Annotated in this window: 20 protein-coding genes and 1 riboswitch; of the genes, 11 read left to right on the forward strand and 9 right to left on the reverse strand. The window is 63.3% G+C overall.

Translation table 11 applies throughout. The features are described from left to right. Positions 1–209 precede the first annotated feature (209 nt). A complete protein-coding gene (locus tag AC0L15_RS22495) occupies positions 210–932 on the reverse strand; it encodes a DUF6065 family protein (RefSeq protein WP_287247889.1) in 723 nt (240 codons plus the stop codon). A 123-nt stretch (positions 933–1,055) separates the two neighbouring features. Beyond that, positions 1,056–1,631 (reverse strand): GNAT family N-acetyltransferase, encoded by a 576-nt coding sequence (locus AC0L15_RS22500; RefSeq protein WP_287247891.1) that lies wholly within the window; start codon positions 1,629–1,631, stop codon positions 1,056–1,058. Between the two features lie 68 nt (positions 1,632–1,699). Between AC0L15_RS22500 and AC0L15_RS22505 the strand changes: the two genes are divergently transcribed. Beyond that, complete coding sequence (locus tag AC0L15_RS22505; protein ID WP_287247892.1) at positions 1,700–3,028, forward strand: DNA polymerase IV; 1,329 nt, start codon at positions 1,700–1,702, stop codon at positions 3,026–3,028. A 95-nt stretch (positions 3,029–3,123) separates the two neighbouring features. Here the strand turns inward: AC0L15_RS22505 and AC0L15_RS22510 are convergent, their stop codons facing one another. Continuing rightward, positions 3,124–3,630, reverse strand: coding sequence for a hypothetical protein (locus tag AC0L15_RS22510; protein ID WP_236392308.1), 507 nt, complete (start codon positions 3,628–3,630; stop codon positions 3,124–3,126). Positions 3,631–3,784: 154 nt separating this feature from the next. On the opposite strand from AC0L15_RS22510, the gene AC0L15_RS22515 reads away from it, so the two are divergent. Beyond that, entirely contained in the window at positions 3,785–4,666 is an 882-nt protein-coding gene (locus AC0L15_RS22515) for a DMT family transporter (protein ID WP_287247894.1), read from the forward strand. A gap of 103 nt (positions 4,667–4,769) precedes the next feature. Here AC0L15_RS22515 and AC0L15_RS22520 read toward each other — a convergent pair whose 3' ends face one another. The 4 genes from AC0L15_RS22520 to AC0L15_RS22535 form a co-directional block, all read right to left on the reverse strand. Next, positions 4,770–5,573, reverse strand: a complete 804-nt coding sequence (locus tag AC0L15_RS22520) for a potassium channel family protein (RefSeq protein ID WP_287247896.1) — start codon at positions 5,571–5,573, stop codon at positions 4,770–4,772. Between the two features lie 102 nt (positions 5,574–5,675). Continuing rightward, complete coding sequence (locus AC0L15_RS22525) at positions 5,676–6,686, reverse strand: methyltransferase (RefSeq protein WP_287247897.1); 1,011 nt, start codon at positions 6,684–6,686, stop codon at positions 5,676–5,678. Between the two features lie 104 nt (positions 6,687–6,790). Continuing rightward, positions 6,791–10,318 (reverse strand): DNA polymerase III subunit alpha, encoded by a 3,528-nt coding sequence (gene dnaE / locus AC0L15_RS22530; RefSeq protein ID WP_473497107.1) that lies wholly within the window; start codon positions 10,316–10,318, stop codon positions 6,791–6,793. Positions 10,319–10,642: 324 nt separating this feature from the next. Next, the gene (locus AC0L15_RS22535) at positions 10,643–12,655 is read right to left on the reverse strand and encodes an acetyl-CoA carboxylase biotin carboxylase subunit (RefSeq protein ID WP_287247900.1); all 2,013 of its coding nucleotides are present in this window, start codon (positions 12,653–12,655) and stop codon (positions 10,643–10,645) included. 202 nt (positions 12,656–12,857) lie between these two features. Here AC0L15_RS22535 and AC0L15_RS22540 point away from each other — a divergent pair, with 202 nt between their 5' ends. From AC0L15_RS22540 to AC0L15_RS22560, 5 genes are all read left to right on the forward strand, one after another. Beyond that, complete coding sequence (locus AC0L15_RS22540) at positions 12,858–13,985, forward strand: S-(hydroxymethyl)glutathione dehydrogenase/class III alcohol dehydrogenase (protein ID WP_287062830.1); 1,128 nt, start codon at positions 12,858–12,860, stop codon at positions 13,983–13,985. 293 nt (positions 13,986–14,278) lie between these two features. Continuing rightward, a complete protein-coding gene (locus tag AC0L15_RS22545) occupies positions 14,279–14,746 on the forward strand; it encodes a YaiI/YqxD family protein (RefSeq protein WP_287247902.1) in 468 nt (155 codons plus the stop codon). A 131-nt stretch (positions 14,747–14,877) separates the two neighbouring features. Further along, positions 14,878–15,558 carry a DUF1345 domain-containing protein gene (locus AC0L15_RS22550; protein ID WP_287247904.1) on the forward strand — a complete coding sequence of 227 codons (681 nt, stop codon included), beginning with the start codon at positions 14,878–14,880 and terminating at the stop codon, positions 15,556–15,558. Positions 15,559–15,674: 116 nt separating this feature from the next. After that, a complete protein-coding gene (locus AC0L15_RS22555) occupies positions 15,675–16,556 on the forward strand; it encodes a cytochrome b/b6 domain-containing protein (RefSeq protein WP_473497110.1) in 882 nt (293 codons plus the stop codon). A gap of 1 nt (position 16,557) precedes the next feature. After that, positions 16,558–17,346 (forward strand): molybdopterin-binding protein, encoded by a 789-nt coding sequence (locus tag AC0L15_RS22560; RefSeq protein WP_473497112.1) that lies wholly within the window; start codon positions 16,558–16,560, stop codon positions 17,344–17,346. Positions 17,347–17,388: 42 nt separating this feature from the next. Here the strand turns inward: AC0L15_RS22560 and AC0L15_RS22565 are convergent, their stop codons facing one another. Further along, complete coding sequence (locus tag AC0L15_RS22565) at positions 17,389–18,387, reverse strand: hypothetical protein (RefSeq protein ID WP_473497114.1); 999 nt, start codon at positions 18,385–18,387, stop codon at positions 17,389–17,391. Between the two features lie 164 nt (positions 18,388–18,551). Continuing rightward, positions 18,552–18,639: riboswitch (glycine riboswitch) on the forward strand. A 152-nt stretch (positions 18,640–18,791) separates the two neighbouring features. On the opposite strand from AC0L15_RS22565, the gene gcvT reads away from it, so the two are divergent. The 3 genes from gcvT to gcvP are packed head-to-tail and all read left to right on the forward strand — an operon-like array spanning position 18,792 to position 23,110. After that, on the forward strand, positions 18,792–19,907 hold the full coding sequence (gene gcvT / locus AC0L15_RS22570; RefSeq protein ID WP_287247910.1) for a glycine cleavage system aminomethyltransferase GcvT: 1,116 nt from the start codon (positions 18,792–18,794) through the stop codon (positions 19,905–19,907). 5 nt (positions 19,908–19,912) lie between these two features. Continuing rightward, complete coding sequence (gcvH, locus tag AC0L15_RS22575) at positions 19,913–20,281, forward strand: glycine cleavage system protein GcvH (protein ID WP_027156276.1); 369 nt, start codon at positions 19,913–19,915, stop codon at positions 20,279–20,281. A gap of 18 nt (positions 20,282–20,299) precedes the next feature. Beyond that, positions 20,300–23,110 carry an aminomethyl-transferring glycine dehydrogenase gene (gene gcvP, locus AC0L15_RS22580; RefSeq protein ID WP_473497116.1) on the forward strand — a complete coding sequence of 937 codons (2,811 nt, stop codon included), beginning with the start codon at positions 20,300–20,302 and terminating at the stop codon, positions 23,108–23,110. Between the two features lie 71 nt (positions 23,111–23,181). On the opposite strand, the gene AC0L15_RS22585 is transcribed toward gcvP, so the two are convergent. Next, on the reverse strand, positions 23,182–24,351 hold the full coding sequence (locus AC0L15_RS22585) for a GGDEF domain-containing protein (protein WP_287062852.1): 1,170 nt from the start codon (positions 24,349–24,351) through the stop codon (positions 23,182–23,184). 267 nt (positions 24,352–24,618) lie between these two features. Between AC0L15_RS22585 and parE the strand changes: the two genes are divergently transcribed. Continuing rightward, complete coding sequence (gene parE, locus AC0L15_RS22590; RefSeq protein WP_236374409.1) at positions 24,619–26,670, forward strand: DNA topoisomerase IV subunit B; 2,052 nt, start codon at positions 24,619–24,621, stop codon at positions 26,668–26,670. Positions 26,671–26,694: the final 24 nt, after the last annotated feature.

Here is a 26,694-nt window from a genome sequence, read left to right on the forward strand (position 1 = left end):
GGTTTGTGATTGGCGAAATCAGTGATGAAGGCCAATCTCCCTCCTTGTCGGGGAGATGTCCGGCAGGACAGAGGGGGGCGCGAAGGATCGCTACAGAGCGCTTTTATTCTGAGTGGCGGTTCGCTTCGACTTGAAAATCAGCCGCGCTTGGCAATCCACAAGGAAACGGGGCCCAGCGGGCCCGTTTTCGTATTCTTCTCCGGGAAAGCCTAGCGGGCCGCGCGGGCCCATTTGCGATACCAGCCTTCGCTGGCAATCGTGTTGCGGTAGACCGTTTCGCGCTCGGTCGCCTCGGCTCCGGTCTCCGACTGGATTTCGGCCTTGAGCGCCGAATCTTCGCGGCGAAACGGTATGACCTGGACCAGCGGCGTTCCCTTTTCGATGACATAGAGGCCATCCGGCGCCGTCGCAAAGAACGGAAAATGGATGTGGGCTGCATAGGTGTCGGTATCGACGATGCCGGCGACGCATTCGAAAGGCTGAGCCGGCCGATTGAGCGGCGGCAGGAACAGACAACTCCAGCCCGGCGGTGTACGGATCGACCAGTAATTGTGAAACTTGCATGGCGGTGCCGGTTCCTTCGGATTGCCGGCGACCTGATGCGCGCCATGATTGCTGACCATCACCCTGTCGAACTCCCAGCCGGCATCGACGGCGCTGCCGCCATCCTTGACCTCAAGGCGGACGGTCGCCGCGAGCGGCAGGATCCAGCCGGTTGTCATCGCGTCGAGAAATGGCATGCAGCGCTTGACGGTCAGGCCATTGTTGGTGGCCGAGGCTTGCTGCGCATCGACCGGCGGCAGTTTGCGGAACCAATCCGGCAGGACCGTCTTGGCCGCCACTGGCGGCGCGATGACGCCATGATCTTCCGGCCGACAGGAAAACCGGATCGAGCGAGAGGTCTTCTGAGAAGTCTGGGAAAAATGAAACATCGATGGCCTCCTTGGAAAAATCCGAGGAGGAACGGGCCGCAGCCGGATTTATTCCCGGGTGGGTGTCTGATATGCAGGCCGACTACGATAGTTCGGCCGCCGCGGCGCGCACAGCAGCATTGTCTAAAGCACCAATCGCATAAGCGGCCGGCCTGCCTTGCGCTCGACCAGCCTCTCGAAACCGGCTTTCTCGAAGACCCGCGACGAGCCGACGAACAGCCCGATCGAACGCGAATCTTTCGACAGGTCGATCGGACATGCCTCGACCAGCCGAGCGCCATTCTGGCGAGCAAATTCGATGCCGCCTTCGACCAGCCGGTGCGTCACGCCCCGGCCGCGCGCCTTGGCGCGGATGAAGAAGCAGGAAATCGCCCAGACGCCCGGATCGGTGGCGTCGGCGGGATCGACCGGCGCCGACCCCCTGCCCTTGTTGTTCCATTCGGGCACGTCGGCGCGCGGGCCGATCTGCATCCAGCCGACCGCCTTGCCATCCTCGAACGCCAGCAGGCCCGGTGGCGGCCCGGCCTCGATCCGCGCCTTGATGTGGTCCTTGTTGCGTTCCCGGTTACTGGCGCGGCGCGCTGCCGGCGACAGCCGGAAATGTGTGCACCAGCAGCCGTAGCAGGCGCCCTGCTTACCGAAAAGATCTTCAAAATCCGCCCAAAGCTCGGGCACCAGCGGCGCTATGGTCGTATTCACGAACTCTCTCCCGGCCCACCGTCTTGTCGTGGCGTCCGCCCTGACGTACCATTGCTTTTGTTCTCTTTATGTTCGCAGCGATGGCGGTTCCTGTCAACAATCCCGATCACGGTTTTTGCCGCGACTGCCTGACCTTTCAGCGCGGTGAGGCACGGCGCTGTGATCGCTGTGGCAGTCCACGGCTGGCCCGCCATCCGGAGCTCTATCGGCTGCATCTCGCCCATATCGATTGCGACGCGTTTTATGCGGCGGTCGAAAAGCGCGACAACCCGGCGCTGAAGGACCGGCCGTTGATCATCGGCGGCGGCAAGCGCGGCGTCGTCTCCACCGCTTGCTACATCGCCCGCATCCACGGGGTGCGCTCGGCGATGCCGATGTTCAAGGCGCTCGAAGCCTGTCCGGAAGCGGTCGTCATCCCGCCGGACATGGAAAAATATGGTCGCGTCGGCCGCGAGGTGCGCGCCATGATGCAGGCGCTGACGCCGCTGGTAGAGCCGATCTCCATCGACGAAGCGTTTCTGGACCTTGCCGGCACCGAGCGCCTGCATGGCTTGCCGCCGGCGGTGGTGCTGGCGCGCTTCGCGTTGGGTGTGGAGAAAGAGATCGGCATCACCGTTTCATCAGGCCTTTCCTACTGCAAGTTCCTAGCCAAGGTGGCGTCGGACTTTCGCAAGCCGCGCGGCTTTTCGGTGATCGGCGAGGCCGAGGCGACCGGCTTTCTGGCCGAGCAGCCGGTGACGCTGATCTGGGGGGTGGGAAAAGCCTTCGCCGCCACGCTTGAACGCGACGGCGTCCGCACCATCGGTCAGTTGCAGCGCATGGAGCGCGGCGACCTGATGCGCCGCTACGGCGTGATGGGCGACCGGCTGTACCATCTTTCACGCGGCGAGGACGACCGCCGCGTCCACCCCGACCAGGATGCGAAAAGCGTCTCGGCGGAGACCACTTTCGACACCGACATCGCCTCCCCCGAGCAACTGGTTTCGGTGCTGAGGGCGCTGTCGGAAAAAGTCTCGGGGCGGCTGAAGAAGTCCGGCATTGCCGGGCGCACCGTCGTGCTGAAGCTGAAGACGCAGGATTTCAAGACCCGCACGCGCAACCGGCAGCTCGGCGACCCGACACGGCTGGCCGACCGCATTTTCTCGACCGGGCTCGAGCTGCTGCGCAAGGAGGCGGACGGCACCCGATACCGGCTGCTCGGCATCGGCGTCAGCGACCTCTCGAATGACGAAAAGGCCGATCCGCCCGACCTCGTCGATATCCAGTCGCGCAAGCGTGCCATGGCCGAAAGCGCCATCGACAGGTTGCGCGACAAGTTCGGCCGCAGGGCGGTGGAGACCGGCTACACCTTCGGCAAGGGCCGCAATGCCCACCCGCCCGAGCCGATCGAGGACTAGTTTTAGTTTAAGCGTGACCCCGAAGAAGGTCCGCGCAAGCGAAAAGCGGTTTTCCGAAAGATCACGCGCAAACAAGAAAGGTAAAGCAGGCCCCTTCAGATGCGTCGCAGATCGATCCGGCTGGTCGTCACGCGCTCGCCGGTTTTGGGATCGACGTCGATAACGGTCAGCCGCATGCCGTCCTCGCCGTTCTTCTCGACGGTCATTTGCGCCGTGCGATCGCCGTTGACCTCCTTGGCCCAGCGGATGCCGAGATTGATCGCATTGCCCGAGCGCCTGCCGCTGAGCTGCGCCGGCCCGGTGCGGGATCCGACATAGGTGCCGGTGTACTTCGTCCCGCTGGACTTCAGGTCGGCACTGATGGCGCGCGTCACCACGACGAGACCGCGGCAGGTGCCGTCCAGCGACAGTGAACTCGATGTCGCGTCGGAATTGAAGCGGCAGGAGACGTTCACCGTCGGCGCCTCGGTGGTTACCTTGACGGTACCCTTGCCGGCAAAATTCCCCTCGAACGAGCGAAGAAAATCGGCCTCATCGGCATGAGCCGCGCCGGCGGCAGCCGCCAGGCAGCCGGCGAGTGCAAATCGTGCACATGATTTCATTGGATCTCTCCCCTTGAACTGGCTGTTGGACCAACGCTCGCCGTGACGGCGGGTTCCGCCCTCAACATGACCGTTTTGCAACGCGCCGCTCTGGCCCAGCCGAATGCGTCGACTAGCGGTTGCGGTGAAAGTCCCGACTTGCGACATAGCGCGCATGGCACCCTCGCCCTCGATCCCCAAGGCTGCGTTCTGGATGGCGCTGTCGATCGCATCGTTTCTGACGATGTCGGTCGCCGGCCGCGCCACGACGGCCGAGCTCAATGTATTCCAGGTGCTGGAGCTGCGATCGGTGATCGGCCTGTTCATCCTCCTGCCGCTGGTGATGATGTCAGGCGGTTTTGCGGCGATGCGCAGCAAACGCCCCGCCGCCCATATCGCCCGCAACGTCGTCCATTTTGTCGGCCAGGCGGCATGGCTCTACGCCTTGACATTGATCCCGCTGGCCGTGCTGATCTCCATCGAATTCACGACGCCGATCTGGACGGCCATTCTGGCGGTCGGCTTTCTTGGTGAAAGACTAAGCCGGCCCAGACTTGCAGCGATCGTGCTCGGGCTGATCGGTGTGCTGATCATCGTCCGTCCGGGCGTCGGCTCGGTCGATCCGGGACATGTTGTCGTGCTGGGTGCCGCGGTCTGCTTCGGCATATCCGTGGTCCTGGTCAAATCGCTGACGCGGACGGACAGCGTCGTGTCCATCATCTTCTGGATGCTGGTCATCCAGTCCGTGCTCGGCCTTGTCCCGGCGCTCTACGAATGGCGCAACCCGCCGCTCGAACTGTGGCCGTGGATCCTGCTGATCGCCTTCACCGGCATGTCGTCGCATTTCTGCATGGCGCGTGCACTCGCCTATGCCGACGCCACCGTCATCTCGCCGATGGACTTTTTGCGCGTGCCGCTGTCGGCGCTGATCGGCTGGCTGCTGTATCAGGAGCAGATCGACGCCTTCACCGCCTGCGGCGCCTTGCTGATCCTGCTGGGCAATCTGCTTAATCTGCAGAAAAAGGCGACCAAACCAGCGGAAGTGGCAGCGTCTTAGCATTTTGCAGCCAAACGTCTTCGTTTGGCGTCCGACAAAATGCGTCAAAGCAAAGAGCTACCGCGCGGTTTTGGTTCCTCAAAACCGCGCTTAGCCTCGCATTTCAGTCGCCTTCGTCGGGTATGTTGAGGAGATGCCCGCAGGCCTTGCAGTGGACGGCGTCGGCTTCATGCCGCTGGAGGCCGCATTGCGGGCACGGGAAGAAGACCTTGTTGGGACGGAAGAGCGCCTGCGCCAGCCTGACGAACAGCGATATGCCGATGATCATGGTAACGATGGCGGTGAGCTTGCCGGCTATCCCCGGCAGGACGATGTCGCCGAAGCCGGTCGTGGTCACCGTGGCGACGGTGAAATACAGCGCATCGACATAGCCTTCGAGACCGGCCCCGGTGCGGAAGAAAAAGGTGTAGACGAAACCGGTGACGACAAACAGGAATGTCAGGAGATTGATGACTGCGTGGCTTGCCTCGCGCCATTTTTTGAGGCCGCGCATCTCGAAAAACCGCCACAGCGCGCCGCTGCGCGACAGCGACCACAGCCGCAATATGCGCAGAAAACCCAGATTGGCCAGCGTTGTAGGCATCAGCAGCGTCAGCAGGATGAATGCGTCGACCCACGACGTCGGCTGTTTCATCAGGCGCAGCATGTCGTTTGACGCCAGCAGCCGGGCAATCATGTCGACGGCGACAAGCGCTGCCACTGAATAATCGAGCCAGAGGAACGAGGACGATTCCTGGATCACCGGTGTGGCGATGAAGAAGGCGATGATGGCAAGGTCGATGATGATAGCCGCCAGCTGAAACCGGAAAGCCGCAGGCGTGCGCCCGTGATAGAGTTTGCGCAGCGTGTCGCGCAGCCGCGTCAAGGCTGAAAAATCCTGCACTCCGTCCCTTTTCGGCGCCTTCATGACGACTGCGATAACGCTCGCTGCGACAGCCGTCCAGTGGGCAGAGCAGAGGGAAGCCGCTGTGGCTTGAGAACATCCGAGCGTTTCAGACCCGGAAAGCAATCAGACCGGTTCGGCCTCGATGATGCTGATGCGAGGTCCGGGTTCAACGATATTCGCGACCCGAAAATCCGACGCCGCAAGCAGCAACCTGAATTCTTCCGCCGTGCGCTCCTGCCCGCCCGGCATGACCAGCATGTTCAGATCGCCGAATTTGGCGACGGCGCCTTCATTGGGCGGCGCCAGAATGCTCTCGAGCACCAGCAGTTTGCCTTCTGAGTGAATCGCCCGGCGGCAGGTTTTCAGGATCCGGATGTTTGTTTCGTCGTCCCAGTCATGCAGGATCCATTTAAGCACAATCGCATCGGCGCCCTCGGGCACCGAGACGAAGAAATCGCCGGCGACGATGTCGCAGCGATCGGCCACAGCCGCGGCGTCAAAGACCGGGCCGGCCTTCGCCACGACCTGCGGCTGATCGAATAGAATGCCGCGCAGGCCGGGATTGCGGCGGAGGATTTCGGCAAGCAGCGCGCCCTGCCCGCCCCCGACATCCATAACGACAGAGAACCGCTGGAAGTCATAGGCCGCGAGCACCGCGGCGGCGACGCCACGCGACATCGCCGTCATCGCCCGGTCGAAAATGACGGATTCTTCCCGATTCTCCGCCCGGTATTCCCAAACGCCCTTGCAATGAGCGTGGCGAAAGGCGTTTTCGCCGGTGCTGACACTGTGCAGCAGATCGCTCCATGCCTGACGGAAATACGGCCGTCCGGCCAGAATCGCCCACGGCGCGACCGAATGCTGAACGTCGGATCGCAACGCACGGCCAACCGGGGTCAGCGAGAAGGATCGGTCTTCCGCTTCATGGAACACGCCGACCGATGCAAGGGCGCGCAGCAGCCGGTAGAGCGCCTGCGGATGGGTATTGGTCAGCACGGCCAGTTCGCCGCTGCTGCGTTTTCCGTCCTTGAGATGGTCTGCAATGCCCAGCGTGGCGGCGACGCATATCGCCTGAGATACCTGGAAGCCATTGACCATTTTCTGGAGTTCGGCAGCGGCATCCCGCTCATCCATGACGCACTCCCCCGGCCGCCAAAAGACCCAGGCCGCCGAGCCCACAATACCAGCGGCATCGTCACCGGGCAATGCGACCGGGCTGGCGGAATACGGTCGTTAGCTCACACCAACTCCACCTCCACCACGCCCGGCACCGCCCGCATGGCCGAGGCGATCTGTGGCGAGACGCGGTAACGGCTGGGCAGTTCGATCTCGACCTCGCCCTGCGCCTCATCCTTGATGACGATAATGCTCACCTGGCTATCGCCGCGCTGGGTAAGCTGCGATTGAATCGCCGACGCCGGCCGGTCATCCCTGACAAAGATGCGCAAGGCTTTTTGGATGCGGCTTGCCTCGTCCTCCAGCGACTGCACCGTCTGGATGCGCAGATTGACGCCTTCGGGCCTGTCCTCGGCCGAAACTGTAATCACCACCGAACGGCCGGGCTCGAGCAGGTCGCGATATTGCGCCAGACCTTCGGAAAACAGCACTGCTTCATACTGGCCTGACGTGTCGGAGAACTGCACGACGCCCATCTTGTTGCCGGTGCGCGTCTTGCGCTCCTGCTTGGTAGTGACGGTGCCGGCAAGCCGCCCGGCGGCAGCGCCGCGTTTGACGGCGGCCGAGAACTCGGCCCAGGTCTGCACCCGCATCTTCTGCAGCGCCGCCTTGTATTCGTCCAGCGGGTGCGCCGAGAGATAGAAGCCGACCACCTGGAATTCACGGTGCAGGCGGTCGGCGGCAAGCCACGGGTCGGTCTCCGGCAGGTTGAGCGCCTGCGACTGTGCGCCGAGCGAGGCGCCGAAAATGTCGTGCTGGCCCGACATTGCATTCTGCTGCGCCAGCGACGCCAGCCCCATCATCCGCTCGACGCCGGCCATCATCGCGGCGCGCTCGTGGCCGAAGCAGTCGAGCGCACCGGCCATGATCAGGCTTTCGAAGACGCGCTTGCCGACGATCTTCGGGTCGACCCTTTCGCAGAAATCGGCGAGGTTCTTGAACGGTTTTTCGCCGCGCATGGCGACGATATGCTCGACCGCCGCGTCGCCGACGCCCTTGAGCGCGGCCAGCGAATAGAAGATCCGGTTCTCGGCGACCTCGAAGGCGCGGAAGCTTGATATCACCGACGGCGCGACGACATTGATGCCGAGGCGCAGCGCATCCTGGCGGAAATCGGCGAGTTTATCGGTGTTGCCCATGTCGAGCGTCATCGACGCGGCCAGGAATTCGACCGGGTAGTGCGCCTTCAGATAGGCCGTCTGGTAGGAGACGACGGCATAGGCGGCGGCATGCGACTTGTTGAAACCATAGTCGGCGAACTTTGCCAGCAGGTCGAAAATGAAGTCGGCTTGCGGCTTGCCGACGCCGCGCTCGATCGCCCCCGAGACGAAGCGCTCGCGCTGCTTGTCCATCTCGGCGCGGATCTTCTTGCCCATGGCGCGGCGCAGCAGGTCGGCTTCGCCCAGCGAATAGCCGGCAAGCTCCTGCGCGATCTGCATCACCTGCTCCTGGTAGACGATGACGCCTTGCGTCTCCTTCACCAGATGGTCGATCTTCGGATGGATCGAAGCCATCTCCTCCTCGCCATGCTTTCTGGCGTTGTAGGTCGGGATGTTCTCCATCGGGCCCGGCCGGTAAAGCGCGACCAACGCAATGATGTCCTCGATGCAGTCGGGCCGCATGCCGATCAGCGCCTTGCGCATGCCGGCACTTTCCACCTGGAACACGCCGACCACTTCGCCGCGTGACAGCATGGCATAGGTGTCGGGGTCGTCGAGCGGAATATGGGCAAGATCGATCTCGATGCCGCGGCGGCGGATCAGCTTGACCGCGGTCTCCAGCACCGTCAGCGTCTTCAGGCCGAGGAAGTCGAACTTCACCAGGCCGGCCTGCTCGACATACTTCATGTTGAACTGGGTGACCGGCATGTCGGAGCGCGGGTCGCGGTACATCGGCACCAGCTCCCACAGCGGCCGGTCGCCGATGACGATGCCGGCGGCGTGCGTCGAGGCGTGGCGGTAGAGCCCTTCCAGCTTCTGCGCCATGTCGAGCAGCGTCTGCACGATCGGCTCGCGCTCCGCCTCCTCGGCAAAGCGCGGCTCGTTGGCGATGGCGTCGGCGAGCTTGACCGGATTGGCCGGGTTCGACGGCACCATTTTGCTGAGCTTGTCGACCTGGCCATAGGGCATCTGCAGCACGCGGCCGACATCGCGCAGCACCGCGCGGGCCTGCAGCGTGCCGAAGGTGATGATCTGGCCGACCTGGTCGCGACCGTATTTCTGCTGGACGTAGCGGATGACCTCCTCGCGCCGGTCCTGGCAGAAATCGATGTCGAAGTCGGGCATCGACACGCGGTCGGGATTGAGGAAGCGCTCGAACAGCAGCGAGAAGCGCAGCGGATCGATGTCGGTGATGGTCGTCGAATAGGCGACCAGCGAGCCGGCGCCCGAACCGCGCCCCGGCCCGACCGGGATGCCTTGCGCCTTCGCCCATTTGATGAAGTCGGCGACGATCAGGAAATAGCCGGGGAACTTCATTTTCTCGATGATGCCGAGCTCGAATTCCAGCCTTTCGCGGTATTGCTCGACCGCGTAGCCAGGGGCCAGGCCGTGCGCGGCGAGCCGCGCCTCCAGTCCTTCATGCGCCTGTCTGGCAAGCTCCTGCGCCTCCGCCTTCACCGCCGCATCGGCGTCGGCGACATCGCCGCCGGCAAAGCGCGGCAGGATCGGGTTGCGGGTCTTGGGATAGTAGGAGCAGCGCAGCGCGATCTCGACGGTGTTGTCGATCGCTTCCGGCAGATCGGCGAACAGCCTCGCCATGTCAGCCTGGCCTCTCAGAAAATTGTCGGGCGACAGCCGCCGGCGATTGTCGACGGCGACGACCGACCCTTCGGCGATGGCGATCAGCGCATCATGCGCCTCATAGTCGTCGCGCGAGGAGAAAAACGCCTCGTTGGTGGCAACCAGCGGCAAGTCATTGATATAGGCGAGGTCGACTGACGACTTCTCGATGGCCCGGTCATAGCCGGAAACCCGTTCCAGCTCGACATAGAGCCGGTCGCCGAACAGCGCCTTGAGCGCCAGAAGCCGCATCTCGGCGAGGTCGCGGCGGTCCTCTTTCAGCGCGTTGCCGATCGGGCCGCGCGGCCCGCCGCTGAGACAGATCAGGCCGTCGCAATGGCCTTGCAGCATCTCGGTCGTCAGATGCACGGCCTCGCCGGGCGGTGTTTCCAGATAGACCCGGCTGACCAGCCTGACCAGATTGCTGTAGCCGGCCTCGGTCGCCGCGATCAAAACCACCGGCCGCATTTCTGGGCCCTGCCGCCTGCGGTCGCGCTGGCTGTCGCTGGCTTCACCGGAAAAAGCCAGAGCGGTCTGGCAGCCGATGATCGGCTGGATACCCTCCTTCACCGCCTTTTGAGCAAATTCGAGCGCGCCGAACAGATTGTTGGTGTCGGTGACGGCAATCGCCGGGGCGTCATCCCTCACCGCATGGCCGACGACCGTACCCAGCTGCAAGGCGCCTTCGAGCAGCGAATAGGCCGAATGCACGCGCAGATGAATGAACGGCCGCGCCGGCGCTTCCGGCCGCGACGCCTTCACAAAGGCCTCGCGCCGCAACGGATCGCGGGGAAGTGTCTCATTCGCCATTTTTTATCGCCGTTTGAGAGGACTCAGTCGATGAAGATGTATTGTCCGGCACTGGACGATGCGAGTCCAGCGACAGGCCAATTGTCGATGCTGGCGCTGCCCCTCATCCGCCTGCCGGCACCTTCTCCCCGTATAGTGACGGGGCGAAGGGGCTGGCCGCAACCTCGGCTCGCTTTCTGCAACGCTGGAGATTGGCGAAATCCTGTGCGAAGGCCCCTTTCTCCCCGTCACTATACGGGGAGAAATGCCCGGCAGGGCAATGAGGAACAGCGCCAACCAATGCAATTGCCTTATAACTGTCGGTGGTGCCAAGTGACGGCATCCTCAGGCAAATTCCATGATCACCGCGTCGACGGCGAGACTGTCGCCCGGTTTTGCCTTGAGTTTCGATACGGTGAGATCGCGCTCGGCGCGCAGCACGTTTTCCATCTTCATCGCCTCGACGACCGCCAGCGTCTCGCCGGCCTTGACCTCCTGCCCTTCGGCAACGGCGATCGACACGACAAGGCCGGGCATCGGGCAGAGCAGCATCTTCGACGTATCCGGCGCCACTTTTTCCGGCATCAGCCTTTCGAGTTCGGCGGTGCGCGGCAGCATGGCGCGTGCGCTCACCGACATGCCTTTCCAGGCGACGCGAAGCCCGTTCAGCACCGGCCTGACCTGCGCGGCGATTCTTCGCTCGCCGACCGTGCCGCGCCAGATAAGATCGCCCGGACGCCAGTCGGACGTGACCGTCAGCGCCTTGCCGCCGTCGATCGACAGACCGAGCTCCATCGGAATGGAGATCATGCCTTCGATAACCGAAGCCGAAAGGTAATCCTTGCCGATCTTGACCACCCAGTCCCGTTTCAGCACACCCGAATGCGGCGCCAGCCGCCCGCCGAGCCGGTCGAGCCGGTCGCGGCGCAGCAGTTCGACCGCGGTGGCGACGGCTGCGAGCACTGCCTTTTCCTCGCTATCGGGCACGATCGGCGCGAAGCCGTCGGGATATTCCTCTGATATGAAGGCGGTCGATATCCGCCCTTCCCGCCAGCGCGGATGCTGCATCAGTGCTGCCAGGAACGGCATGTTGTGCTCGATGCCGTCGACGACAAAACTGTCGAGCGCTTCCGACATGGCGTCTATTGCCGCGAGCCGCGTCGGCGCCCAGGTGCACAGCTTGGCAACCATCGGGTCATAGAACATCGAGATTTCCGAACCCTCGGTAACCCCGGTATCGTTGCGGATGACGATATCGCCGAACCGTCCCTCCTCCGGCGGCCGGTATCTCGTCAGCCGGCCGATCGACGGCAGGAAATTGCGATACGGGTCCTCGGCGTAGAGCCGGCTTTCCACCGCCCAGCCGTTCAGCCTGACGTCGCTTTGCTTGATAGCGAGCTTTTCGCCGGCCGCTATGCGGACCATCTGCTCGACGAGATCGATGCCGGTGACGAGCTCGGTCACCGGGTGCTCGACCTGCAATCGCGTATTCATTTCAAGGAAATAGAAGTTCTTTTCACTATCGACGATGAACTCGACCGTACCGGCGCTCTGGTAGTCGACCGCGCTGGCCAGCGCCACCGCCTGCTCGCCCATGGCTTTCCGGGTCTTGGCGTCGAGGAAAGGTGAAGGCGCCTCTTCGACGACCTTCTGGTTGCGGCGCTGGATCGAGCATTCGCGCTCGCCGAGATAGAGCGCATTGCCATGCGCGTCGGCCAGCACCTGGATTTCGATGTGGCGCGGATCGACCACGAACTTTTCGATGAAGACGCGGTCGTCACCGAACGAGCTTTTGGCCTCCGACCGCGCCCGGTCGAACCCGTCGCGCACCTCGGCCTTGCTCCAGGCGATGCGCATGCCCTTGCCGCCGCCGCCGGCCGAGGCCTTGATCATTACGGGATAGCCGATCTCGCCGGCTATTTTCTCGGCATGACCGGCATTCTCGATGACGCCAAGCCAGCCGGGCACCGTGCTGACCTTGGCCGCATTGGCGAATTTCTTCGATTCGATCTTGTCGCCCATCGCCCTGATCGCTCCGGGTTTCGGGCCGATGAAGACGATGCCTTCGTTCTCCAGCGCTTCACAGAAGGAGGCGCGTTCGGACAAAAACCCGTAGCCGGGGTGCACGGCTTCAGCACCCGTCGCCTTGCAGGCGGCGATGATCTTCTCCGGCACCAGATAGCTTTGTGAGGCTGGCGAAGGCCCGATATGTACAGCCTCGTCGGCCATCTCGACATGCACGGCGTCACGATCGGCGTCCGAATAGACCGCGACGGTGGCGATGCCCATCTTGCGAGCCGTCTTGATGACGCGGCAGGCGATCTCGCCACGGTTGGCGATCAGGATTTTTGTGAACATGCGGGTTTTATTCCCTCGGCTGCCTTTCTTTTTATGGGCTTGGCCCGGCCGGTCAAGGCACGTAGGCGCATATCCGGGGTGCCGAGTCGGCTGGTGCCGACCAAAACCGGGCACCGAACTGTCAATTCGTCCCATAGTCCAGAACCTGCAGATACGCTAAAGCTCGCCTCGATTGCCGATTTGGCTTGAGAGGAGAGCCCCGATGAAAACCCGTGCCGCTGTCGCTGTCGCCGCCGGAAAGCCGCTGGAAATCCTGGAGGTCGACCTCGACGGCCCGCGAGCCGGCGAGGTGCTGGTCGAGATCAAGGCGACCGGCATCTGCCACACCGACGAATTCACGCTGTCGGGCGCCGATCCCGAAGGCATTTTTCCGGCGATCCTCGGCCATGAGGGCGCCGGAATCGTCGTCGATGTCGGCAAGGGCGTCACCTCGGTCAAGAAGGGTGACCACGTCATCCCGCTCTACACGCCGGAATGCCGGCAATGCCCGTCCTGCCTGTCCAGAAAGACCAATCTGTGCACCGCGATCCGCGCCACGCAGGGGCAAGGGCTGATGCCGGACGGCTCGTCGCGCTTCTCGATCGGCAAGGACAAGATCTTCCACTATATGGGCTGCTCGACCTTCTCCAACTTCACCGTGCTGCCCGAGATCGCGGTGGCCAAGGTCAATCCCGACGCGCCCTTCGACAAGATCTGCTATATCGGCTGCGGTGTCACCACAGGCATCGGCGCGGTGATCCACACTGCAAAAGTCGAGATCGGCGCCACGGCCGCCGTCTTCGGCCTCGGCGGCATCGGCCTCAACGTCATCCAGGGGCTGCGCCTTGCCGGCGCCGACATGATCATCGGCGTCGACCTGAACAACGACAAGAAGGAATGGGGCGAGAAATTCGGCATGACGCATTTCGTCAATCCGAAGGAGATCGACGGCGATATCGTGTCCTATCTCGTCAACATGACCAAGCGCGGTGCCGACCAGATCGGTGGCGCCGACTATACGTTCGACTGCACCGGCAGCACCAAGGTGATGCGCCAGGCGCTTGAGGCATCGCACCGCGGCTGGGGCAAGTCGGTGGTCATCGGCGTTGCCGGCGCCGGCCAGGAGATCTCGACGCGGCCGTTCCAGCTGGTCACCGGACGCACCTGGATGGGCACCGCGTTCGGCGGCGCGCGCGGCCGCACCGACGTGCCGAAGATCGTCGACTGGTACATGGACGGCAAGATCGAGATCGACCCGATGATCACCCACACGCTGAAGCTGGAGGACATCAACAAGGGTTTTGACCTGATGCATGAGGGCAAGAGCATCAGGAGCGTGGTGGTTTATTGAGAATTTGCGACGTGGCCGGGAGGGAGCTAGGCAATCGCTTCAGGTTTGCGCTGCCCCTCATCTGCCTGCCGGCATCTTCTCCCCGTATAGTGACGGGGAGAAGGGGCTGATCGCAACCTCGGCGCGCTTTCTGCCACGCTGAAGATTGGCGAAATCCTTTGCGAAGGCGTCTTTCTCCCCATCACTATACGGGGAGAAATGCCTGGCAGGGCAATGAGGGGCAGCGCCGACCTTTGACCGCTCGAACCGCAAGCCAGGCACAATCGCCCGGCTTCATACGCTTGGAACGAACCATGCCCGCACCCGCCATTTACGTCGATGCCGATGCCTGTCCGGTGAAGGCCGAGGTCGAGAAGGTCGCCGAGCGCCATGGCGTCGTCGTCACCTTTGTCTCCAATGGCGGGCTGCGCCCGTCGCGCGATCCGATGATCCGCAACGTCGTCGTGTCCAAGGGCGCCGACGCGGCGGACGACTGGATCGTCGACAATGCCAAGCCCAACGACATCGTCGTGACATCAGACATCCCGCTTGCCGCCCGCACGGTGGCGCTCGGCGCCTATGTGCTTGGGCCGACCGGGCGCCCGTTCACACCGGAAACGATCGGCATGGCGGTGGCGATGCGCGACCTCAAGCAGCATCTGCGCGAGACCGGCGAAAGCAAGGGCTATAACGCCAGTTTCGCGCCGCAGGACCGCTCGCGGTTTCTCGGCGAGCTCGACCTCATCCTGCGGCGTGTGCTGAAATCCGCCGCACCGGGCTAGCGCTTTCGCCTCGGACCGGAAGGCCATTGCAGCAAACCGGAATATCATGCGCACAATCAAAAGTGCTATAATGTCAGAGTCTTAGAGAACGAGCGGCGGTGTAGAAGACGGACCGCATCAGAGGCCGGGCCATGACGACCGAGCTGCCCCTGAGGAAGCCACTGCACCGCCACATGCAGTTCGCGGTGTCGGCCTGCATCGGTGTGGTGGCACTGGCGATCGCGCTGCTGTTGCGTGCTCCGCTCGCCTTTTCGATCGGCGCCAATGCGTTTTTCGCCGCCTACACCGTCATTGTCGTCGCCCAGATACCGCTGCTCACCGGCCGTTATCTGAGCAAGAATGCCCGCGCCACCGACCAGCCGGTGCTGGTCATCTTTGCGGTGACGCTGATTGTCGTCGCCGTCGCCGTTATCTCGCTGTTCCAAATGATCAATCGCGAGCGCAGCGCGCACCCTGCCGAACTCACCTTTGCGCTGCTGTCGATCCCGCTCGGCCGGTTCACCATCCACGCCATGACAGCGCTGCATTATGCGCATGTTTACTGGGTCAACGATGAAGAGACCGACACCGGCATCAAATCGAAGCAGAAAAAGCCCGTCGGCGGCCTCGTGTTTCCCGGCAAGGAACAGCCGGACGGCTGGGATTTCCTCTATTTCTCGACCACCGTCGGCATGACCTCGCAGACCTCCGATACCGCGGTCTCGACCACGCAAATGCGTCGCATCGTGCTTTTGCATTCGATCGTGTCGTTCTTTTTCAATACAGTGATCGTCGCCGCCGCGGTCAACCTCGCCGTCAGTTTCGGGAGCTGATAGTATCGGGCGGGCCGTAATAATTCCGTGATCGGATGAAACATCGCTTTGGCTGGCAGCGTATTGGGAGGAGAACGATCGCAAAGGCCGACTGAACGGCCGGGAGAATGCAAAAAATGCAATCGGTTGCCAGGAGCCAATCCACCGTCGGGCCAGATGCCGCCGCGCCGAAGGATGCGACGCTGATCTATCGGCAGTCGCGCTGGACGCGGCTGACGCACTGGCTCTGGGCCATTTCGCTGTTCTTCATGCTGCTTTCCGGCCTGCAGATCTTCAACGCCCGCCCCCAGCTCTACATCGGCAAGGAGTCTGGATTTGCGTACAACAATACCATCTTCGCCATCGGCGCCGAGAACACCGCAAACGGCCCGCGGGGCTACACCGAAATCTTCGGCAAGCGCTTCGACACAACCGGTGTGCTCGGCTGGTCGGGGCCGGCGGGTCGGGAGACGTCCCGCGCCTTCCCGTCGTGGGCGACGATCCCCTCCTATTACGACCTCGGCACCGCCCGAATCGTCCATTTCTTCTTCGCCTGGATACTGACCACGACCCTGGTCGTGTGGCTGGTCGCCAGCCTGATCAACGGTCATCTGCGCCGCGATCTTGTCCCTCGTATCGGCGATCTCAGGCGCTTGCCGCGAGACATCGTCGATCATGCCAAATTCAAGTTTCACCACACGCGCGAATACAACACGCTGCAGAAGATGTCCTATGGCGGCGTGATGTTCGTGCTGCTGCCGCTGATGATCATCACCGGCCTTGCCATGTCGCCGAGCATGAATGCGGCGCTGCCGTTCCTTAACGATCTGCTCGGCGGCCGGCAGACGGCGCGGACCATCCATTTCGTCGTGATGCTGCTGCTCGTCGCCTTCTTCATCATCCATATGCTGATGATCTTCGCCGCCGGGCCGATCAACGAGCTGCGTTCCATCATCACCGGCTGGTACCGAACCGATCCGCCGGCGCATGGCGGCAGGACGCCGCAGAGGAGTGCGTGAGATGGCGAAGTTTGTGATCAGCCGCAGAAAATTCCTGACCTCGGCCAGCCTCGGCGTCTCCGGCATCATGCTGTCGGGTTGCGATGCCTTCGACAGCCAGCTTCGCGTCGGCAACGGCCTGCGCAATTTCCTTGAAGGCGCCAACGGCCTGACCTGGCGCGCGCAGCGCCTGCTCGCCGGGGATTCGCTGGCGCCGGAATTCACCGAAGCCGACATTCGCCAGCCGCAGCGGCCGAACGGCGTCACCGCGCCGGGCGACGATGTCTACAGGGGCCTGCTCGCCAACAATTTCGCCGACTGGCGCCTCGAGGTTTCCGGCCTCGTCGAAAAGCCGCTGTCGCTGACCCGTGAGCAATTGATGAACATGCCAAGCCGCACCCAGATCACCCGCCATGACTGCGTCGAAGGCTGGAGTTGCATCGCCAAATGGACCGGCACGCCGATGTCGCTGGTGCTTGATCAGGCGGTGGTCAAGCCGCAGGCGCGCTACGTCGTGTTCCATTGCCTCGACACGATCGACCGCAGCCTGTCCGGCGACATCAAATACTACGGCTCGATCGACCTGATCGATGCCCGTCACCCGCAAACGATCCTTGCCTTTGGCCTGAACGGCAAGCCGCTGCCGGTCGAGAACGGCGCGCCGCTGCGCGTCCGCGTCGAGCGCCAGATCGGCTACAAGATGCCAAAGTATCTCCGCCGGATCGAACTGGTCGACAGTTTCGCCGCTATCGGCGGCGGCAGGGGCGGCTATTGGGAGGACAATGGCTACGACTGGTACGGCGGCATTTGACGCCATAGCTTCGCCATTTCCGATCAGTGTTTGGTGCTTTGCTCAAGCGAGCTGGTCGATCAGCGGCTTGAGCACCGGATGGACTTTCGGCGAGGCGTGCTTGATCAGTGTCAGCAGCGCGCGCTCGTTCTCATGCAGCGGCCGGTCGCTGCCGATGCGCTCGGCCAGCCATTTCGCCTCGCACGCGTCGATCGTTTCGGCGCGGCGTGCCAGTGCTTCGGCTGCCTTGTTCTTCGATTCCCATTCGGATTCGATATCGCCCGGCGCGCAGTAGGCTTTCATGATGCCGGCGAGGCCACCCGAAACCATGCGGCCGAAGAAAACGCCGATCTCTGGATCGGCCTGCTCCAGGAAAGCATCTTGCCGCAGCGCCACGTCGCGCATCGGAGCTTCGTAGCCGGCCGAGCACATGACGTAATTGGCGAGCGCCTTGACGAACAGATCATTCCACGATGGATCGTTGTTGGCTGCCGCGGTCCGCTCGTTGATCTTGAACAGCACCTCTGCCTCGGCGCGGGTGATGGCAATGTTGCCGTCGCCGCCATAGGCATAGAGGATGCGGCGCAGAAGCTCGACTTCAGCCTTGGCGATCAGCCCGGGAACCAGCTTACCGCCGTGCATCAGCGGCCCTTTGCCGTCGATGATGGCATGGGCGACCTGCTCCAGCGCATAGGCGCAAAGCCCGTTCGGCGAGGATTTCGCCTTTTCCAGCACATGCACGAGCAGTTCGAGTTCGGTCAGGCTGTCGACCATGCCGTCACGCGAAATCGCTTGGACCAGCCAGTCGGCATTGTCCTGCGAGATATAGCCCGCCGGCTTTTCCTGATGAACGATGAGGTCGGTGATGGCTTCGATGAAAAAATCCGGCCATTCCGCGCATTTGTCCCCTTCTATCGCGTCAAGCGCAAACAGCGCCTCGGCCTCGCTCCGCGTCACCACCCCGTCGCCGAACACCTCGCGGCGCAGCATGACCACGTCTTCCGCTGTGACCCGATTTTTCGAGGCCAGCTCGGCCGCCGGAACGCTCTTCAATTCGCCCATTTCGTTTCCCATCCATACGTCACTTGGACCCAACATATCGGCAGTTCCTTGAGAAACCGGCAAACCGCGTGGTTAGCGAAGACTTGTCGGTAAGCTGTCGCTGGCAGGTGACAAGGTGCCGCCGACAGGCTATGGATGACGGGTCGAGGGCTCAAATTGAGTCCTACCTGTTTGCGGGAGAGAGCAGCGAGAGCTGCCGCCGAAGGGGAAATCGCCCGAAATCTCTCAGGCAAAAAGAACCGTAGACGGGAAAGACACTCTGGAAAGTCGGGGCTTTTTTCGCCCCGCGCCGAAGGTGTAAGCGCTGCCGACAGAGTTACGGGGCGCGAGTCTCTCAGGCTTCAGACAGAGGGGCACGGACTGGTCGCCATTCGCGGCCGATTGCGTGCGACTCTGGAGACGACATGACGGGCGACGACACCAAACACCTTCCCCTCGAAGACCTGCACGTGGCCGCCGGTGCGCGCTTTGGCGCGTTCGCTGGCTGGTCGATGCCGCTTACCTATCCGGCCGGCGTGATGAAGGAGCACCTTCATACCCGCGAACATGCCGGCCTGTTCGACATCTCACACATGAAGCTGTTCGAGATCAGTGGCTTGGGCGCTGAAGCACTGCTCAATCGGGCCTGCCCGTTCGACGCCGGCGCGCTTGAGATTTCCCAGTCCAAATACACGTTCTTTCTCAATGAAGCGGCCGGCATCATCGACGATCTGATCGTCACCAGGCTCGGCCGGCAACGCTTCATGGTCGTCGCCAATGCCGGCAATGCTGAAGCCGACGAAAAACACCTTCGTGAGCTTGCCGACTTTGATGCCAAGGGGGACTTTGACGCCAAGATTGAAGCACTCGACCGCGTCTTTCTGGCGATCCAGGGTCCCGAAGCCTGGGCCGCCCTGTCGCGCGCCGGCATCGAAACCGGATCGCTGCTGTTCATGCACGGCTTCGAGCCGCGCGAAAACTGGTTCATGAGCCGCTCGGGCTATACCGGCGAGGACGGCTTCGAGGTCGGCCTGCCGGAAGCGGATGCGCGAAATCTCGTCGCCAAACTGCTCGAGGACGAGCGAGTGATGTGGGTTGGGCTGGCCGCCCGCGACAGCCTGCGGCTCGAAGCAGGGCTGTGCCTGCACGGACTCGACATCACGCCTGAGATCGACCCGGCCAGCGCCGGGCTGATGTGGGCGATCCCGAAGGAGGTTCGCGCCTCTGGCGCTTTCATCGGCGCCGACGCATTGCGTTCAATCCTGGAGCGCGGCCCGACGCAGAAACGCGTCGGCCTGAAGCCGGAAGGCCGCCAGCCGGTGCGTCCCGGTGCTGCCCTTTTCGATGCCGACGGCAATCCCGCCGGGCACGTCACCTCCGGCGGCTTCGGCCCCTCGGCCGCCCATCCGGTCGCCATGGGCTACGTCCATGCGTCGCTGGCCAAACCTGGCGCAAAACTCTTCGCCGACGTTCGCGGGACCAAAATCCCGGTCGCTATCAATCCCCTGCCCTTCACGCCGCATCGCTACCGCAAAGGATGAACTTCATGGCAAAGACCTATTTCACTGAAGATCACGAATGGCTCCGCGTCGAAGGCGGTATCGCCACCATCGGCATCACCGACTACGCGCAGGAACAACTCGGCGATCTCGTCTTCGTCGAATTGCCGGAGCCTGGGAAAAAGCTGGCCAAGGGCGATACGGCCGTCGTGGTCGAATCGGTCAAGGCGGCATCGGACGTCTATGCGCCGGTCGACGGCGAGATCACCGAGGCCAACACCGCGCTTTCGTCTGATCCGTCCCTGGTCAATTCGGCGGCGGCCAGCGACGGCTGGCTGTGGAAGATGAAGCTGGCTGATGAAAGCCAACTCGAAGGTCTCCTGGATGAGGCCGCCTACAAAGCCCATATTGGTTGAGAGAGCAGGACCAGGAAGATGACTGCAGCACCCTACCCCTTCTCGGCCCGCCATATCGGCCCCGGCCTCAATGATGTCAGAGCCATGCTGGCGACGATCGGCGTTCCGTCGGTCGAGACGCTGATCAGCCAGGCTGTGCCGAAATCGATCCGGCTCGACCGGCCGCTGGCCTTGCCGGCCCCGGCGAGCGAAGCCGAGGCGCTGGCCGAGCTGTCAGCGACAATGGCGAAAAATACAGTTTTGAAGAGCTTCATCGGCGCCGGCTATCACGGCGTCCACGTGCCGCCGGTCATCCAGCGCAACCTGTTCGAGAACCCGGCCTGGTATACGGCTTACACGCCCTACCAGGCCGAGATCAGCCAGGGCCGGCTCGAAATGCTGTTCAATTTCCAGACCTTGGTCACCGAACTGACCGGGCTGCCGGTGGCGTCGGCCTCGTTGCTCGACGAGGCGACGGCGGTGGCCGAAGCAGTCGGCATCGCGTTACGCCACCACCGCGACAAGCGGACCAAGGTGGCGCTGGCCGGCACGCCGCATCCGCAGACGCTTGACGTCGTGCGCACCCGCGCCGAACCGCTCGGCATCGAGGTCGACGGTGACACGATCGACGACAACACAGCCGCTCTGCTGGTCTCTTGGCCCGATACGTTTGGCATCTATGGCGACCACAGGGCGGCAATCGAGAAGGCCCGCGCCATCGGCGCGCTGGTCGTCTTCATTGCCGATCCGCTCGCCCTGACGCTGACCGACGCGCCGGCTGCGCTTGGCGCCGACATCGCCGTCGGCCCGATGCAGCGTTTCGGCGTGCCGATGGGCTTTGGCGGGCCGCATGCCGCTTATTGCGCCGTTTCCGACAGGCTGACGCGGCTGATGCCCGGCCGCCTGGTCGGCCAGTCCACCGACAGCAGGGGCCGGCCCGGCTATCGCCTCGCCTTGCAGACGCGTGAACAGCATATCCGCCGCGACAAGGCGACCTCCAACATCTGCACCGCGCAGGCGCTGCTCGCCAACATGGCGACGGCCTATGCGATCTGGCACGGCCCTGCCGGGCTGCAGGCGATTGCCGGCCGAATCCATGCATTGGCCAACCGGCTGGCTGACGGTCTCAAGGCAGCAGGAACCTCGGTGCTTGGCGCAAGCCGCTTCGACACGGTGACGGTGGAAGTCAAAGGCAGAGCCGGGGCGATTGGCGCCGCTGCCGAAAAGACCGGCCGATTGCTGCGCGTCATCGACGCCGACCACATCGGCATCAGCTTCGACGAGACCTCGACCGAGGCCGATCTGGAGGCGATCGCGGCGCTGTTCGGCGCCAAAGCGGGCGCAGCCGTCGGCAGCACCATGCCCGGAAGGCCGCGCGGCAAGGCGTTTCTCACGCAGCCTGTCTTCCGCGAAAACCACTCGGAAACCGACATGATGCGCTTCCTGCGCCGGCTGGCCGACAAGGACCTGGCGCTCGACCGCGCCATGATCCCGCTCGGCTCCTGCACGATGAAGCTCAACGCCGCCGCCGAGATGATGCCGGTAAGCTGGCCTGATATCGCCAATTTGCACCCCTTCGCCCCGGCAAGCCATTCGGCCGGTTACCGCGCCATGATCGACGAGCTGGAAGCCTGGCTGGCGGAGATCACCGGCTTCGACGCGGTGACCCTGCAGCCCAATGCCGGCAGCCAGGGCGAGTATGCCGGGCTGCTCGCCATTCGCGGCTATCACCGCTCACGTGGCGAAGCTCACCGCACGGTCTGCCTGATCCCGTCATCGGCGCATGGCACCAATCCAGCGAGTGCGGCGATGGCCGGTATGAACGTCGTCGTCGTGCGCTGCACCGAGGATGGCAACATCGACATGGACGATTTGAAGGCCAAGGCGGCCGCGCATGCGCAAGACCTGGCGGCGCTGATGTTCACCTATCCTTCGACGCACGGCGTTTTCGAGGAAGGCGCGCGCGACCTCTGCGCCCTCGTCCATGAGCATGGCGGCCAGGTCTATTTCGACGGCGCCAACCTCAACGCGCTGGTCGGTCTCGCCCGCCCCGGCGACATCGGCGCCGACGTCTGCCACATGAACCTGCACAAGACGTTCTGCATCCCGCATGGCGGCGGCGGTCCCGGCGTCGGCCCGATCGGCGTCAAGGCGCATCTGCAACCCTATCTGCCCGGCCACGTCGCCGAAGGCTCGGGCCATGCCGTGTCGGCTGCACCGTTCGGCAGCGCTTCGATCCTGCCGATCACCTGGATGTATATCCGCATGATGGGCGCTTCGGGCCTGAAGCAGGCGACAGAGACGGCGATCATTTCCGCCAATTATGTGGCGACGCGGCTCGGAGCACATTTCCCGGTGCTCTACAAGGGCAGGCACGAGCGCGTCGCGCATGAATGCATCCTCGACACCCGCGTGCTCAAGGACAGTGCCGGCATCAGCGTCGACGACGTCGCCAAGCGGCTGATCGATTATGGTTTCCATGCGCCGACCATGTCGTTTCCGGTCGCCGGCACGCTGATGGTCGAGCCGACCGAGTCCGAGCCCAAGCGCGAGCTCGATCGCTTCTGCGAGGCGATGATCGCGATATCAGGCGAGGCAGCCAAGGTGGCGAAAGGCGAATGGCCCCTAGCCGACAATCCGCTGGTCAATGCGCCGCATACCGCCGCCGAGGCGCTGGCCGGCCAATGGACCCATCCCTATTCGCGCCTGGAGGCGGCCTACCCGGCCGGCGATGCCGACACATCGGCCAAATACTGGCCGCCGGTGTCGCGCATCGACAATGTCGCCGGCGACCGCAACCTCGTCTGCTCCTGCCCGCCGCTGTCGGAGTATCTGGGGGCGGCGGAGTAGACCATGATCCCGAAAAGTGGAATCCGGTTTTCGGACAAGATCATGGTCTAACAAGAAGATAGAAGCCTCAATCAGGCAGAACGCAAGGCCGGCGCGTCGGCCTTGCTCGCCTTGTTCTGGGCGACGACGCGATTTCGCCCGGCGCGCTTTGCCGCATACAGTGCGGCGTCGGCTTCGGCCAGCACATTGTCGAGACTGGTGCCATCCATCCCGCCAAAGCCGATGCCGCCACTGACTGTGCTGCGCAACGGACCAAGCTGGGTGGCGACGACTTCCGTGCCGAAGGCGACGCTGATCTTGCTCGCAATGTCGTAAGCCTTCTCTTCAGTCATCCGCGACATGACCAGCACGAATTCCTCGCCACCCAGCCGGAAGGCGTCGACGCCGGTCCTGGAGTATTTTCTGATGACAGCGGCGAAGCGGCGCAGAACCTGATCGCCGACCGGATGACCGAATACATCGTTCGTCTTCTTGAAATGGTCGAGGTCGAACATGGCGACAGACATGAATGGGCCGAAAACCCGCTCACCGTAGAATGCCGTTAACGCCCGCCGGTTCATCAGCCCGGTCAATGGGTCGGTCATGGTCTCGGCCTTCAGTTCGATCTGCGCCTGCAAATGATGCAGGGAGAGCGTCAATGCGCCGAGCCCCGTCATGCAGGCGACCGCCACGGCGGAATTCAACCGTTCGGCCCAGTTGTCGGGCGCAACCCCGAGCACCCATTGGCCCTTGACCAGCAGGACCGCGCCGCAAAGTCCGAAGGACAGCGCACAGACGCCGCTCAGGAACGAAACGACCAGCAATATCCGGCGATCATGACCACCTTTGATCCAGAACATCACCCCGATAAGCGAGAGCAGCGCCGTTACCGTCGCGTAGGTGACGATGAAGCCGACGCCGTCAAAGCCCAGCGACGTCGCGCCTGCGCAAACCGCCATCGCAGCCAGGGTCGGCAAGATGGCGCGCCTGTAGTCGTGGACGCCGAGATACTGCATGGCCGACAGGCAGAGGGTCAGAAGGCCCAGGCTGAGAAGCGCAAGTACAATCTGGCAAAGCCAGGGGCTGGGATGCTTGGCATAGTGCCAGAACAAGACCACATGTGCGACGAGCACGAGAATGCCGCACGCCACCGTCAGCACAAAGCGTGCCTGAGGCGCGGTGCACCAGATCGCAAACAGGGTGATGCTGAGGCACGTGCCCGACAGCGCTGCCGCAAGCAGGAGCGAACTGTAATCCAACATGCGTAAGCGACAGCCTCTTCTCGGGTTCTGCCGCATTCTAGGTCAGCAGCAATCCGCGAATACCCTTTTTCGGCCAACCTTCCGGCGTAACCTCCGGACAAGGTTTACAAAGCGTCGATGCCCTCGGCCCATTTCCGCCGCTTGGTTGTCGAATGGTTTTGCAGTAAGAGGCTCTATCCTCGAACGTAACGGGAACCTCCGTCGCCTGCCCGCAAAAAGCGTGGCAGTATCGGGTGGTGATTCGCAGCATCGCAATCCAGGACCAGCATGAACGACAGCAACGATCTTTTCGGCAATCTGGACAAGCAGCCGCAACCGGTTCGCGCCACCGCACGCCCGGCCGACCCGCTGGTGCAGGCGGCGAAGCGCCCGGCATCCCGCGACGGCAGCGAGAGCTACAGTGCCGCCGACATCGAGGTTCTGGAAGGGCTGGAGCCGGTGCGGCGGCGGCCCGGCATGTATATCGGCGGCACCGACGACAAGGCGATGCACCATTTGTTCGCCGAGGTCATCGACAATTCGATGGACGAGGCGGTCGCCGGCCACGCGACTTTCATCGATGTCGAGCTTTCGGCCGACGGATATCTGGCGGTGACCGACAATGGCCGCGGCATTCCGGTCGATCCGCATCCGAAATTCAAGAAGCCGGCGCTCGAAGTCATCATGACGACGCTGCATTCCGGCGGCAAGTTCGACAGCAAGGTCTACGAAACCTCGGGCGGCCTGCACGGCGTCGGCGTCTCCGTCGTCAACGCGCTGTCGGACCATCTCGAGGTCGAGGTCGCGCGCGGCCGCCAGCTCTATCGCCAGCGCTTTTCGCGCGGCGTTCCGGTGACCGGCCTGGAACAGCTCGGCGAGGTGCATAACCGGCGCGGCACCAGGATACGCTTTCATCCCGACGAGCAGATCTTCGGCAAGGGTGCTGCTTTCGAGCCGGCGCGGCTCTATCGGATGACGCGCTCGAAGGCCTATCTGTTCGGCGGCGTCGAGATCCGCTGGACCTGCGACCCGTCGCTGATCAAGGAGAAGGACACGACGCCGGCCAAGGCCGAGTTCCATTTTCCCGGTGGCCTCAAGGACTATCTGAAAGCCTCGCTCGGCGACGAATTCCAGGTCACCCGCGAAATCTTTGCCGGCAAAAGCGACAGGCAAGGCGGCCACGGCTCGCTCGAATGGGCGGTGACCTGGTTCGGCGGCGACGGGTTCCTCAATTCCTACTGCAACACCATTCCGACCGGCGAAGGCGGCACCCACGAGGCCGGCTTCCGCAACGTCTTGACCCGCGGCCTGCGCGCTTATGCCGAGCTGGTCGGCAACAAGCGTGCTTCGATCGTCACCTCGGAAGACGTCATGATCTCGGCGGCGGGCATGCTGTCGGTGTTCATCCGCGAGCCGGAATTCGTCGGCCAGACCAAGGACAGGCTGGCGACGATCGAAGCGATCAGGATCGTCGAGGCCGCGATCCGCGACCCCTTCGATCACTGGCTGGCCGACAACCCGCAGGAAGCTTCGAAGCTGCTCGAATGGGTGATCGCGCGTGCTGACGAGCGGGTTCGCCGCCGCCAGGAAAAGGAAGTCTCGCGCAAGAGCGCGGTGCGCAAGCTGCGGCTGCCCGGCAAGCTCGCCGACTGCACGCAGAATGCCGCGGCCGGCGCCGAACTCTTCATCGTCGAGGGCGATTCGGCCGGCGGCTCGGCGAAACAGGCGCGCGACCGCGCCAGCCAGGCAGTGCTGCCGCTACGCGGCAAGATTCTCAACGTCGCCAGCGCCGGCAACGACAAGCTGGCTGCCAACCAGCAGATTTCCGACCTGATCCAGGCGCTTGGCTGTGGCACGCGGTCAAAATACCGCGATCAGGATCTGCGCTACGACCGGGTTATCATCATGACCGACGCCGACGTCGACGGCGCCCACATCGCTTCGCTGCTGATCACCTTCTTCTATCAGGAGATGCCGAGCCTGGTCCGCGACGGCCATCTCTACCTGGCGGTGCCGCCGCTCTACTCGATCCGCCAGGGCGGCAAGGTCGCTTATGCCCGCGACGATGCGCATAAGGAAGAACTTCTGCGCACCGAGTTCACCGGGCGCGGCAAGGTCGAAATCGGCCGCTTCAAGGGGTTGGGCGAAATGATGGCCGCCCAGCTCAAGGAAACCACCATGGACCCGAGAAAGCGCACGCTGCTCAGGGTCGATGTGATCGACGCCGAGGCGGCGACCAAGGATGCGGTCGACGCGCTGATGGGCACCAAGCCGGAAGCCCGCTTCCGCTTCATCCAGGAACGCGCGGAATTCGCCGAGACGGAAGTGCTGGATATCTGAGCTAACCCGCTCGCGTCGAATGCG

This window comes from Mesorhizobium sp. WSM4846 (assembly GCF_055811415.1).